Origin of the sequence: Methylobacterium sp. DB0501 (genome assembly GCF_011043735.1) — a bacterium.
Classification (GTDB): Bacteria; Pseudomonadota; Alphaproteobacteria; order Rhizobiales; family Beijerinckiaceae; genus Methylobacterium; species Methylobacterium alsaeris.
The window spans coordinates 86,530-99,573 of the sequence record NZ_JAAKGV010000009.1; the positions used below are offsets into that span (position 1 = coordinate 86,530).

The 13,044-nt window shown below is 71.6% G+C and carries 10 protein-coding genes; 7 read left to right on the forward strand and 3 right to left on the reverse strand.

Annotated features, from left to right (window positions below; genetic code table 11):
* Positions 1 to 10: 10 nt before the first annotated feature.
* Together G4G93_RS14965 and G4G93_RS14970 are read left to right on the forward strand one after the other, a co-directional pair.
* Positions 11 to 757, forward strand: coding sequence for an AraC family transcriptional regulator (locus G4G93_RS14965; protein ID WP_246736786.1), 747 nt, complete (start codon positions 11 to 13; stop codon positions 755 to 757).
* Positions 758 to 837: 80 nt separating this feature from the next.
* On the forward strand, positions 838 to 1,662 hold the full coding sequence (locus G4G93_RS14970; protein ID WP_165085199.1) for a methyltransferase domain-containing protein: 825 nt from the start codon (positions 838 to 840) through the stop codon (positions 1,660 to 1,662).
* On the opposite strand, the gene G4G93_RS14975 is transcribed toward G4G93_RS14970, so the two are convergent.
* Positions 1,653 to 2,993, reverse strand: a complete 1,341-nt coding sequence (locus tag G4G93_RS14975) for a sigma-54 dependent transcriptional regulator (RefSeq protein WP_165085200.1) — start codon at positions 2,991 to 2,993, stop codon at positions 1,653 to 1,655. The genes G4G93_RS14970 and G4G93_RS14975 overlap by 10 nt on opposite strands.
* Positions 2,990 to 4,768, reverse strand: a complete 1,779-nt coding sequence (locus G4G93_RS14980; protein ID WP_395410925.1) for an ATP-binding protein — start codon at positions 4,766 to 4,768, stop codon at positions 2,990 to 2,992. The genes G4G93_RS14975 and G4G93_RS14980 overlap by 4 nt, the downstream gene beginning before the upstream one ends.
* A gap of 389 nt (positions 4,769 to 5,157) precedes the next feature.
* On the opposite strand from G4G93_RS14980, the gene G4G93_RS14985 reads away from it, so the two are divergent.
* From G4G93_RS14985 to G4G93_RS14995, 3 genes are all read left to right on the forward strand, one after another.
* Positions 5,158 to 6,507: a dicarboxylate/amino acid:cation symporter gene (locus G4G93_RS14985; RefSeq protein ID WP_165085201.1), complete on the forward strand. Its 1,350-nt coding sequence runs from the start codon at positions 5,158 to 5,160 to the stop codon at positions 6,505 to 6,507.
* Positions 6,508 to 6,627: 120 nt separating this feature from the next.
* A complete protein-coding gene (locus G4G93_RS14990) occupies positions 6,628 to 7,446 on the forward strand; it encodes an alpha/beta hydrolase (protein WP_165085202.1) in 819 nt (272 codons plus the stop codon).
* 108 nt (positions 7,447 to 7,554) lie between these two features.
* Complete coding sequence (locus G4G93_RS14995; protein ID WP_165085203.1) at positions 7,555 to 8,544, forward strand: cation diffusion facilitator family transporter; 990 nt, start codon at positions 7,555 to 7,557, stop codon at positions 8,542 to 8,544.
* 6 nt (positions 8,545 to 8,550) lie between these two features.
* On the opposite strand, the gene G4G93_RS15000 is transcribed toward G4G93_RS14995, so the two are convergent.
* Positions 8,551 to 10,581: an elongation factor G gene (locus G4G93_RS15000; protein WP_165085204.1), complete on the reverse strand. Its 2,031-nt coding sequence runs from the start codon at positions 10,579 to 10,581 to the stop codon at positions 8,551 to 8,553.
* A 144-nt stretch (positions 10,582 to 10,725) separates the two neighbouring features.
* Between G4G93_RS15000 and G4G93_RS15005 the strand changes: the two genes are divergently transcribed.
* Positions 10,726 to 11,577, forward strand: coding sequence for a MaoC family dehydratase N-terminal domain-containing protein (locus tag G4G93_RS15005; protein ID WP_165085205.1), 852 nt, complete (start codon positions 10,726 to 10,728; stop codon positions 11,575 to 11,577).
* Between the two features lie 77 nt (positions 11,578 to 11,654).
* Complete coding sequence (locus tag G4G93_RS15010) at positions 11,655 to 12,662, forward strand: TRAP transporter substrate-binding protein (RefSeq protein WP_165085206.1); 1,008 nt, start codon at positions 11,655 to 11,657, stop codon at positions 12,660 to 12,662.
* Positions 12,663 to 13,044 lie beyond the last annotated feature (382 nt).

Below are 13,044 nucleotides of genomic sequence, written 5' to 3' on the forward strand. Positions count from 1 at the left end.
ACTCGAGGCGATGTCCCTCGCCTCCGGGCGTACCTTCCCGCGCCACGGGCACGACCAGCTCGGCATCGGCGTCATCGTGGCGGGGGGCCACCGATCCTGGAGCGGCCGCGGCCTCGTCGAAGCCCTCGCGGGCGATGTCATCACCGTCAATCCGGGCGAGATCCACGACGGCGCGCCGGTCCGGGCCGAGCCTCGGACGTGGCGGATGCTCTACGTCGAGCCCCACCTTCTCGACGGATTGCTGTGCGAGACGGTGTCCGGCCCCGTCGAGATCACCCGCCCTGCCGTCAGCGACCCGATCCTTGCCGCCGCCGTCTCCCGGCTCCTCGCCGTCCTGACCGCGCCCACCCCGGACCCTCTCGCGGTTGAGGAGACCATGGTGCGGACCCTGACCCACCTCGTCGCCCGCCACGGTAGCCGGCCGATGCCACGTCCGGAGCCGCCGCCCTTCGTGACCCGTGCCCTGCGCCGGATCGAGGAGGCGCCTGATCAGCCGATGACCCTCGCTGAGCTGGCGGGGCTGTCGGGGGTCAGCCGGTTTCAGCTCCTGCGCGGCTTTTCGCGCGCGGTCGGAACCACGCCGCACGCCTACTTGGTGCAGCATCGCGTCCGGCTGGCCCGCCGGCTCCTCGCGGCAGGGCGCAGCCCGGCGGAGGCTGCCGCGGAATCCGGTTTCGCCGACCAGAGCCACCTGACCCGCGCCTTCGTCCGGCAGTTCGGCGTGACCCCGGCCCGCACCCGGGCCGCCCTCGCCTGAGGCGCAATCGCGTTCAAGACCGCAGCGCATCCCGGCGCGACAACGTCCCCGAGTTGCCGGAAGTGCCGGAGGGGAACGCAATGGGACAGGATCACACCTACATTCACGGCTACGCGGCAGCGGAGGACCGTCGCCTGCACGATCAGGCGACGACGCTCGAAGAACTCTTGCACCACGACAGCATCTTCCCGCCCGGAAGCACCGTGCTGGAGGCGGGCAGCGGGGTCGGGGCCCAGACGATCCCACTCCTGCAGCGCAGCCCCGGCATCCGGCTGACCTGCCTGGACCGCTCCGCGCGCTCCCTCGACGCAGCGCGGGCGCGCATCCGCGCCGCAGGCTTACCCCTCCCCAACTTCCACCAAGCGGACCTGCTGGCGCTGCCCTTCCCCAGCGGCGCCTTCGATCACGCCTTCGTCTGCTTCGTGCTGGAGCATCTGCAGGAGCCGGAGGCAGCCCTGGCCGAGCTGCGCCGCGTTCTGCGTCCGAGCGGCAGCCTCACCGTGATCGAGGGCGACCATGGTTCCGTGCTCCTCCATCCCGACGACGAGGCCGCCCACGCGGCGATCGCCTGCCAGGTGGCGTTGCAGCAGGCGACCGGTGGGGATGCCCGAATCGGACGCCGGCTCGCGCCGCTTCTCGCTCGCGCCGGCTTCGCGGACGTGCGGGTCTCGCCGCGCCCGGTCTACGCCGATGCCGGCCGGCCGGCCCTGGTGGATGGCTTCGTCCGCCGGACTTTCACGGCGATGGTCGCCGGGATCCGGGACGAGGCGGTGCGGGCGGGATTGACCGACGAGGCGACGTTCGAGGCCGGCCTTCACGCGCTCCTGCGCACGACCGCGCCGGACGGCACCTTCAGCTACACGTTCTTCAAGGCAACGGCCGTGGCCCCGTCTCCTCACCGGTAGTCGTTCGGGTCGAGGCCGTGGCGGGCGATCTTGTCGTAGAGGGTCTTTCGCGGGGTGCCGAGGGCTTCGGCCGCCACCCGCACGTCGCCGCCCGCCATGATCAGCTCGTCGCGGATCAGGCCGCGCTCGTGCCGGTCCATCTGCTCGGCGAGCGTCGCCGGCCTCGCGGGCTCGGCCTGCGCCGGGCCGGTGGGCGAGAGGCCGAGCGCGCAGCGCTCAGCGAAGTGGCCGAGTTCGCGCACGTTGCCGGGCCAGTCGTGCCGGCTCAGATGCTCGCGGATCGCCGGGGTCACCGGCGGCGGCTCGCGGTTGAAGCGGGCGGCGGCCTTGCGCAGGAAATGCTCGAACAGCAGCGCCACGTCCTCGCGCCGCTCGCGCAAGGGCGGGATCGCCACCGAGACCACGTTCAGGCGGTAATAGAGGTCGTCGCGGAAGGTGCCCTGCGCGGCGGCCTGGCCGAGATCGATCTTGGTCGCGGCCACCACCCGCATGTCGACGGGCTGGATCGCGTTGGTGCCGAGCGGCTCCACCACCCGCTCCTGCAGCACCCGCAGGAGCTTGACCTGGATGGTCAGCGCCATGCTCTCGATCTCGTCGAGGAACAGTGTGCCGCCGTCGGCATGCGCGATGCGCCCGACCCGCTTCTTGAGCGCGCCCGTGAAGGCGCCGGCCTCGTGGCCGAACAGCTCGCTCTCGACCACGGTGTCGGGCAGCGCGCCGCAATTCATCGCGACGAAATGGCCCTTGGCGCGGCGGCTCCAGCGGTGGAGCGCGCTCGCCACCACCTCCTTGCCCGAGCCGGTCTCGCCCAGCACCAGCACGTCGACATCGGCCTCGGCCACCTCGCGGACGAACTGGCGGAGCCGCGTGATCGCCGGCGAGACGCCGAGGAAGGCCGGGTCCTCCGCCACCGCGGCGTCGAGGCGGGCGCGTAAACTCCGGTTCTCCTGCACCAGCGCCCGGCGCTCCAGGGCGCGGCGCACCGAGGCGACCAGGGTCTCGGCCGGATAGGGCTTGGCCAGGAAGTCGTAGGCGCCCGCGCGCATCGCCCTGACCGCCATGGTGATGTCGCCGTGGCCGGTGATCAGGATCACCGGCAATTCGGGGTCGGCCTCCTGCAGGGCGGAAAACAGCCCGAGCCCGTCGAGCCCCGGCAGGCGCACGTCGGTGACGACGACGCCGGGCGGCGCGGCGAGGACCGCCCGCAGCGCCGATTCGGCGTCGCCATAGGTCTCGACGGCGAAGCCGGCGAGGTCGAGGCTCTGGCCGTTGGCCCGGCGCACCTCCTCCTCGTCGTCGACGAAGACCACGCGGTCGAAGGCTGCGCTCATGCGGCGGCTCCCTGCCCGGCCGGTGCGAGCGGCAGTTCGACCCGGAACAGGGCGCCGCCCTCCGGCGACGACCCCGCCGAGAGCGTGCCGCCGCACTCCTCGACGATGCCGCGGGAAATGGCCAGCCCGAGGCCGAGGCCGTTGGCCTTGGTGGTGAAGAACGCGTCGAAGATCGGCCCGCCCCCGTCCGGCAGCCCGCCGCCGTTGTCGCTCACCTCCAGCACCGCGCGCTCCCCCGTGACCCGCACCGTCACGGCGATGCGTGGATCGTTCACGCCCGCGACGGCGTCGAGGGCGTTCTGCATCAGGTTGACCACGACCTGCTCCAGCCGCGGCCCCTCCCCCAGGACATAAGGCGAGGGCTCGGGCAGGGCGAGGGCGAAGTCGATGCCCGCCAGGCGCCCTTCCACCACCTCCAGGCTTGCCCGCACCACGCTCCCCAGCGCCACCGGGTCGCGCCGCCCCGACGCCTTGCGGGCGAAGCCCTTGAGCTGGCGGGTCAGCCCGGCGATGCGCTCGGTCAGTCGGCCGACGGCCGAGAGGTTCTCGGTCGCCTCCGGCAGGCGTCCGCGCTGGATCAGGATGCCGGCATTGTCGGCGTAGGAGCGGATCGCCGCGAGCGGCTGGTTGATCTCGTGCGCCATGCTGGCGGCGAACTGGCCGAGGGCGGCGAGGCGCCCGGCATGCGCCAGTTCGCGCCCGAGGCGCTGCCGGTCGGCCTCGGCCCGCTGCCGCTCGGCGATCTCGGCCTTGAGCATCCGGTTGGCTTCGGTGAGGTCTTGCGTGCGCGCCCGCACCCTCTCCTCCAATTCGGTGCGCCGCGCCGCCGCCTCCGCGAGGCTCGCCCGCAGGCGCCGGCGCCGGCCGACGATCTCGGCGAGGCCCAGGCAGGCGAGGCCTACGCCAAGGCCGGCGATGACCTGGGCCTGCAACCGCTCGCGCGCCACCGCGACGCCGACCCGCGTGAGCGTATGGAGCCGCCAGGTCGTGCCCGGGATGGGGGCGTCGAGGGGCAGAGCCAGGCGCGCCGGCAGCGCCCCGCTGCCGATCCGGACGAGGCCCGAGCCGTCCGAGGCCGGATGGAGCGGCAGGGGGCTCAGCGGCGCCGCGCCGAATTCGAGCCGCTCGCGGATCAGCCGGCGCTCGTCGTCCGGCACCGGATGCAGGGCGCCGAAGCGCCAGGACGGCTCGCTCGCCATCAGGACGATGCCGCGCGGATCGGTGACCATCACGGTCTCCCCGCCCTTCTTCCAGGATTCGCGCCAGGCCTCCTCGATGCCGTCGAACTCGACCTTGACCACCACCACGCCGGACTGGCCGTCGGGGCCGGCGACCCGGCGGCTGAGATAGAGGCCGGGCCGACCGCTGACGGTGCCGAGCGCGAATTGCCGCCCGGCCCCCTCGGCGAGAGCCTGCTGGACATAGGGCCGGAACGCGTAGGACGTGCCGACGAAGCTGCCCGGCTCGCCGGCATTGCTCGCCGCCACCGCCATGCCGTCCCGGCGGATGACGTAGATGACGGCGGCCCCCGAGGCGCGGGCGATCTCGGCGAGGCGGTCGTCGACCCGGGCGACCAGCGCCGGATCGGGCGCCCGTCCCACCACCGCGGCGATCTCGGGGTCGCTGGCGAGCGCGAGCGGCAGCGAGCCCTGCTTCTGCATCTCGGTGCGGAAGGCTGCGACCTGGAGCGCCAGCGTCGCATTCGCCGAGCGCCGCAGATCGGCCAAAGCCGCCCGCTCGGCGATCCGCCCGGCCACGACGGCGGCGGCCAGCACCGCCGCGAGGCTCAGGATCCAGGGAAGGGCCGGCGAGCGCGCCCAGGCGCGCCACCCGGTCGCAGGCGCTCCGCGGGAGGGCGGGCCCGGTTCCGGGGCTTTGCGGATTTCCGCACGGTTTCCCGGTCCGCTTTGCGGCGCGCCGGACGCTTCCACCGGGGCGTCTCCTCCTGGTCGAGAAAAAAGCTTTTATTCGCCTGCACTTAACAAAAAATTTCGACGGGTCGCCGGCTGGCATGCCGGTTGCCATCGTGTCTCCGTCCGCGGCCCGCCGGTGCGCGGCAGGCCTTGCGAAAAGGTCGACACCCGCCGAGAGGCCAAAAGCAAGAGCGTCACCCGGTTCGACCGCCGACGCCGTCCCGCAACGAGCCATAAAGGGAGAACGTCCGATGGCTACCGTCCCGTCCCCGCTGACCGCGCCCCACGCGCCGCCGGCCCCGAAGCCGATCTACAAGACCCTCTACTTCCAGGTCCTGGTCGCCGTCGCGATCGGCATCACGCTGGGCCATTTCTACCCGCAGCTCGGCGCCGACATGAAGCCGCTGGGCGACGCCTTCATCAAGCTCGTCAAGATGATCATCGCCCCGGTGATCTTCCTCACCGTGGTCTCCGGCATCGCCGGCATGACCAACCTCGAGAAGGTCGGCCGGGTCGGCGGCAAGGCGCTGATCTACTTCCTCACCTTCTCGACGCTGGCGCTGATCGTCGGCCTGATCATCGCGAACCTCGTCCAGCCGGGCGCGGGGATGCATATCGATCCGAAGTCGCTCGATCCCAAGCAGATCGCGATGTACGCCGAGAAGGCGAAGACGCAGACGATCACCGACTTCCTGATGAACATCATCCCGTCGACGGCGGTGGGGGCGTTCTCGGGCGGCGAGATCCTGCAGGTCCTGTTCTTCTCGGTGCTGTTCGGCTTCGGCCTCGCCTTCCTGGGCGAGCGCGGCAAGCCGGTGCTCGACTTCATCAAGATCCTGTCCGAGGCGATCTTCGGCGTCGTCCACATCATCATGAAGGTCGCGCCGATCGGCGCCTTCGGCGCGATGGCCTTCACCATCGGCAAGTACGGCATCGCCTCGCTCGCCAACCTCGCCTACCTCGTCGGCGCGTTCTACCTGACCTCGGCGATCTTCGTCTTCGGCGTGCTCGGCCTGGTCGCCCGCTACAACGGCTTCTCGATCGTCAAGCTGATCCGCTACATCAAGGAGGAGCTGCTGCTGGTGCTCGGCACCTCGTCCTCCGAATCGGCCCTGCCCTCGCTGCTCGAGAAGATGGAGCGCGCCGGCTGCTCGAAGCCCGTCGTCGGCCTGGTGGTCCCGACCGGCTACTCGTTCAACCTCGACGGCACCAACATCTACATGACGATGGCGGCCCTGTTCATCGCCCAGGCGACGGACACGCCGCTGACCTACGGCGAGCAGGCCCTGCTGCTCCTCGTCGCCATGCTCTCCTCGAAGGGCGCGGCCGGCGTCACCGGCTCGGGCTTCATCACGCTCGCCGCGACGCTGGCCGTGGTCCCCTCCGTGCCGGTCGTCGGCATGGCGCTGATCCTCGGCATCGACCGCTTCATGTCGGAGTGCCGGGCGCTCACCAACTTCATCGGCAACGCGGTGGCCTGCATCGTGGTCGCCCGCTGGGAAGGTGAGGTCGACATGGACCGCCTGAAGGCCGCCCTCGACGGCAACCCGATGCCGCTGGACGAGATCGTTCCGGTCCCGGCCCTTCAGGCCGCCGAGTAGGCGACGATCCGGGGCGACAGCCCCGGGTTGCGAGGATCGGGGGCGGCCCTGCGCGCGGCGCAGGGCCGCCCCGTCCCGTTTCTGGGCTATCCTGGCCCCGGGTGTTCCCGGGGGACGACGATGGCGGTTGACGACTGGCGCGGGATGGACCGCGCGGCCCTGAGCCGGGCCTACGACAATTCCGGCGCGGTGGCCGGCAGCAGCGTCTTCATGGCGTCCCTGCGCGAGCGCAGCGCGGCGTTTCGCGAGACGACGGCCGGCGAGCTCGACCGGCCCTACGGCGACGGGGCGCGGCAGCGTTTCGATCTCTTCCGCTGCGGCCGGCCGCAGGCGCCGCTCCTGGCCTTCATCCATGGCGGCTACTGGCAGCGCAACGACAAGCACGGTTTCTCGGCGCTCGCCGAAGGTCCGCTGGCCCGCGGCCTCGACGTGGCGATGATCGGCTACACCCTCTGCCCCGAGGCGACGATGACGGCGCTCGCCGCCGAGATCCCGGCGGCGCTCTCCGTCTTGCGCGCCCATGCGCGCCCGCTGCGCCTCGTCGTCTCGGGCTGGTCGGCCGGCGGCCACCTCGCGGCCCTCGCCATGGCCTGCCCGGAGGTCGATGCCGGCCTGGCGATTTCCGGCGTCTTCGACCTCGCGCCGATCCGCCGCACGGCGCTCGACGACGCGCTCCACCTCACCGGGGACGAAGTTGCGGCGCTTTCGCCGATCCGGCACCTGCCGGTCGAGGCCGGTCCGCTCACGGTGGCGTATGGCGCGAGCGAATTGCCGGAGCTGTGCCGGCAATCGCAGGTCTACCAGGCCGCCTGGGCCGGGACCGGCCTCCCCGGCGACCTCCTGCCCCTCCCGGGCGACGACCATTTCACGGTGCTCGACCAGATGATCCGGCCCGACGGGGCGTTGACGGCGGCGGCGTTGCGGCTGGCGGCCGGGTGACCCTTCGCCTGCGGGGGTCGTCGTCCCATGGCCCCTGCCCTAAAGATAGAGGCGCCGCGACGACCGCCCGGGCGCGAGGGAGGCCGGGCGAGAGACCGGGGACCGGGAATGGGCCAGCACCACGACCACGCGGATCACGATCACGATCATGACCACCACGGTCACGGCCATGGTCATTCCCACGGCGCAGGCCATTCCCACGGCCCGGGCCACATCCACGCCCCGGCGGATTTCGGTCGCGCCTTCGCGATCGGCATCGCCCTCAATACCGGCTTCGTGCTGATCGAGGGCGCCTACGGCTTTTCGACCGATTCCGTGGCGCTGCTGGCCGATGCCGGCCACAACCTGTCGGACGTGCTCGGCCTCGTCGTCGCCTGGGCGGCGGCGACGCTCGGCCGGCGGCAGCCGACGGCGCGTTACACCTACGGCCTGCGCTCGTCCTCGATCCTGGCGGCCCTGTTCAACGCGGTGTTCCTGCTGGTCGCGGTCGGCGCCATCGCCTGGGAGGCGATCCAGCGCTTCAGCGCCCCCGCCCCGGTCCCGGGCCTGACCGTGACGATCGTGGCGCTGATCGGCATCGCGGTGAACGGCATCACCGCCTGGCTGTTCGCCTCGGGCAGCAAGGGCGACCTCAACGTGCGCGGCGCCTACCTGCACATGCTGGCCGACGCCGCGGTGTCGGCCGGCGTCGTTGTGGCGGGTCTCGTCATCCTGTGGACCGGCTGGACCTGGATCGATCCGGTCACCAGCCTCGTCATCGTGGCGGTGATCGTCGCCGGCACCTGGGGGCTCCTGCGCGACAGCGTCGTGCTGTCGCTGAACGCCGTGCCCCCGGGCATCGATCCGGTCGACGTGCGGGCCTGCCTCGCCGGGCGGCCGGGCGTGGCGGAGGTCCACGACCTCCACGTCTGGCCGATGAGCACCACCGAGACGGCGCTCACCGCCCATCTGGTGATGCCGGACGGCCATCCCGGCAACGCCTTCCTCAACGACTGCGCGAGCCTGCTGCGCCGCCGCTTCGGCATCGCTCACGTTACGCTCCAGGTGGAGCTGGCCGGCGGGCCGGCCTGCGTGCTCGCACCGGATCACGTGGTGTAGGGTCCCTCACCCCGCCTTGCGCACCGGCTGGCGCGCCAGCACCGCGTCGGCGGCGCGGCCCGTCAGCTCGGCCCGGTGGTCGAAGCGGGTCGTGAAGGTGCCGACCCCGGCGGTGGCCGAGCGCAACTCGACGATCAGATCGGTCATCTCGGATTCGGGGATCAGCGCCTCGACCACGTCCCAGCCGGACCAGCCGGGCCGGGCATCGAAGCCAAGGATCTGGCCGCGGCGGGCGGTGACGAGGCCGGTGGCCTTCGCGGTGGCGCCGCTCGGCACCGCCATCGACACCGCCAGGACCGGTTCGAGCAGCACCGGCCCGGCCTTGGCGAGCGCTTCCTCCAGCGCCAGCCGCGTCGCGGCCTGGAAGGCGGCGTCGGACGAATCGACCGCGTGGGCGGCGCCGTCCTTCAGCGTCACCGCGATATCGACGACGGGAAAGCCGAGCGGCCCCTTCGCGGTGAAGGCCCGGGCGCCGGCCTCGACCGAGGCGATGTACTGCCGCGGCACCGCGCCGCCCACGACCTCGTCCTCGAAGGAAAACCCCTCGCCCCGCGGCAGCGGTCGCACCGCCAGGGCCACGTCGGCGAACTGGCCGTGGCCGCCGGTCTGCTTCTTGTGCCGCGCCCGCGCCTCGGCCGGGCCGCGGATGGTCTCGCGGTAGGCGATCCGCGCCCGCTCGGTCTCGACCCCGATGCCGAAGCGCGACCCCAAGCGCTCCACCGCGACCCGCAGGTGCATCTCGCCCTGGCCCGCCAGGCGCAGATCGCCGAGATCGGCGCGATGCTCGACGATCAGCGCCGGGTCCTCCTCGGCGAGCTTCGTCAGCGCGGCCGAGAGGCGCACGTCGTCCTTGCGGTCACGCACCCGCAAAGCCACGGCGTGGACCGGCTCGGGCGGCGGCAGGGTTGCGAGCGCCTCCGGCGCTCCCGCTCCGGTGGTCAGGGTCTCGGCGGTGGCGATGGAATCGAGCTTGGCGAGGCCGACGACCTCGCCCGCCTGGCCTTCCGGCACGCGGGTGCCGGCGGCGCCGGCGAGCTGGGTCAGGGCCGCCACCCGGGCGGTGCCGCCGCCCGATCCCGTCACCGCCTCGCCCTCGCGGATCGTAGCCCGCAGCACCCGGCCGACCGAGAGCTTGCCGCCGAAGCCGGTATGCAGGGTCTTCATCACCTGGACCAGCGGTGGCCCCTCCTCCGCCACGCCGAGGCGGGCCCGCGTCTCGGGAAGGCCGGGCGCCTCGTGCCGCAGCGCCTTCAGCAGGCGGGTGATGCCGTGACCGTGCTCGGCCGAGCCGAACAGCACCGAGACCACCTGGCCCTGGCGCAATTCGCCGGCGAGATCGGCGAAGACCCGGTCGGCTCGCGGCTCGACCTCGGCGATCAGGTCCTCCATCAGGGCGTCGTCGTGGTCGGCCAGGCGCTCCAGCATCGTGTAGCGCTCGGCCTTCTCCCGCGGCAGCTCGCCGTCCGGCAGGGCGACCACCTCGCTCGGCGCCTGCTCGCGCCAGATGAAGGCACGCTCCAGCGCGAGATCGATGAAGCCGACCGCCGTCTCGCCCTCCATCAGCGGGATCTGGCGCAGCAGCAGCGGCACCCGCGAGGCCGGTTGCAGCAGCGCCAGCGCGTCGCGCAACGAGCCCGCCGCCGTCTCGGCCTTGTTGATGAACAGGAGCCGCGGGATGCCGGCGGCTTCCAGCTCACGGAGCGTCAGTTCCAGGGCCGGCAGCTTGCGCTCGTCGGCCTCGCAGACGACGATCGCGGCGTCGCATGCCGGCAGGACCGCCTTGAGGTCGTGCCCGAACTCGATCGAGCCGGGGCAATCGACGAAAGTGAAGGCTTCGCCCAGGAAGCGCGCGGTGGCGAAGGCGGGCTCGACGCTCATGCCGTGCGCCCGCGCCTCGGGCGATGTGTCGCCGATCCGGGCGCCGGCGCGTCCGGGCCGGTCGATCGCGCCGGTGCGATGGAGGATGGCCTCGAGCAGGGCGGTCTTGCCGCTCTGGAACGGACCGACGATCGCGATGCACCTGTGCTGCGCAGCCACGTGACGCCTCCATCCTGTCTTTGTTGACAGGGAGTTAAGCACCGGTGGACAGCGCGGTCCAGGCGGAAGGTGTGCAGGCGCGAAAACCGCGCGATAGTGGGCGCCGACGCCCCGCACGCGGCGGGTGATGGACAAGGAGAGCCGATGCCCGAGATCGACATCGACCACCTGCGCAGCTGGATCGGCCGCAGCCGGGACGTCGAGGACTTCGTGACCCCGCGCCTCGTGGCCGAGTACCGGGCGACGCTGGCGCCCCACCTCGCGCCGGTGGCCGACGGCGAGGCGCCGCTGGCGCTCCACTGGTGCCTCGGCCCCGAGACCCCGGCCGCCGACGCCCTCGGGCCCGACGGCCACGCGGCCAAGGGCGGCTTCCTGCCGCCGGTGCCGCTGCCGCGCCGGATGTGGGCCGGGGGCGAGGTCGAGACGCTGGCCCCCTTGCGCGTCGGCGACCGGGTGGTGCGGCGCGAGACCGTGGCCGACGTGGCGGTGAAGACGGGGCGCACCGGCACCCTCTGCTTCGTCACCGTGCGGCACGACTACGAGACGGAGCGGGGACCTGCGATCCGCGACCGCCAGGACATCGTCTACCGCGAGGCGAGCCGGCCGGGCGACGCCGCGCCGGCGCCCAAGCCCGCTCCGGACGAGGACGCCGCCGGGAACGATACCGCCTGGTCGGTCGAGGCCAATTCCGTGCTGCTGTTCCGCTACTCGGCCATGACTTTCAACGGCCACCGCTTCCATTACGACTTTCCGTACGCGACGCAGGTCGAGGGCTATGCCGGCCTGGTGGTGCACGGGCCGATGCAGGCGAGCCTGCTCCTCAACCTCGCGGCGGCCCGCCTCGGCCGGGTGCCGGCCCGGTTCCGCTACCGCGGCGTCGCGCCGATGATCGCCGGGTCGCGCTTCGCGGTGGCGGGGCGGCGCGAGGGCGACGGGTTTCGCGCCTGGACGGCCGTCGATGGTCACGTCCACATGGAAGCGGAGGCCGGGGATTAGGCGATCGGCGCATTGCGCCGGCGGGTCCGAACTGTCAGCCTGACGACCAAACCGGACAACGAGACCGAGGAAACGCCATGCTGAACCTGACCCGCCGCGCCCTCGCGGCCGGTACCGCCCTCATGCTCCTGTCGGGCGCGGCGCTGGCGCAGGCGCCGATCGTGATCAAGTTCAGCCACGTGGTCGCGCCGGACACGCCGAAGGGCCGCGGCGCCGACAAGTTCAAGGAGCTGGCGGAGAAGTACACTAACGGCAAGGTGAAGGTGGAGGTCTACCCGAACTCGCAGCTGTTCAAGGACAAGGAGGAGGTCGAGGCGCTGCAGCTCGGCGCGGTCCAGATGCTGGCGCCGTCGCTGGCGAAGTTCGGGCCGCTCGGCGCGAAGGAGTTCGAGGTCTTCGACCTGCCCTACATCCTGCCCGACAAGGCGGCCCTGCGGCGCGTCACCGACGGGGCGCTCGGCAAGCGCCTGTTCGACAAGCTGGAGACCAAGGGCATCACCGGGCTGGCCTACTGGGACAACGGCTTCAAGGTGATGAGCGCCAACAAGCCGCTGCGGATGCCGGCCGATTTCCGCGGCCTGAAGATGCGGATTCAGTCCTCGAAGGTGCTGGAGGCGCAGTTCCGCGCGCTCGGCGCGATCCCGCAGGTGATGGCCTTCTCGGAGGTCTACCAGGGCATGCAGACCGGCGTGGTCGACGGTTCGGAGAACACGCCCTCGAACATGTTCACCCAGAAGCACCACGAGGTGCAGAAATACATCACGCTGTCCGATCACGGCTATATCGGTTACGCGGTGATCACCAACAAGAAGTTCTGGGACGGCCTGCCGGCCGAGATCCGCACCGAGCTCGGCAAGGCGATGAAGGAGGCGACCGTCTACGCCAACCAGGTCGCCGACAAGGACAATGCCGACGCCCTCGACGAGATGAGGAAGTCGGGCAAGACCACCTTCATCACGCTCACTCCCGAGGAGAAGGCGGCCTGGAAGACGGCCCTGGAGCCGGTCACCGCCGACATGGCCAAGCGCGTCGGCAAGGACGTGATCGAGGAGTTCCAGAAGGAGGCGAAGGGCGGGACACAGTAGACACCGTCCCACCGGCTTTTCCGGACGATCGCGCCCCGTTGTCGAGAGATCGACGGCGGGGCTTTTTCATGCCGTGCTGCCGTCGCGACCTTCGGATGATCGGAGAGATGTTTCGCCGGCCAACGATGCAACCATCGCTCTTCATCACGGGCAGGCAGTAGGTCGGCATTCACGGCCCGGCAACCTTCACAGTCCTGTCGCAAAACGCCCATACAGAGCGAACACAGTTCGAAATATCCGGTAACACGAAACGCCCGCTCTCCCTTCCGGTCCGACACGTCGAACGATCGCGGGCGAGCCCGGTGCCGCTGCGCGCTTCCCCTTCTCGATAAGCCCTAACAGCCCCGCGCTGGAGGGCGGCTCCGCCTCGCGCGCCGCCGCC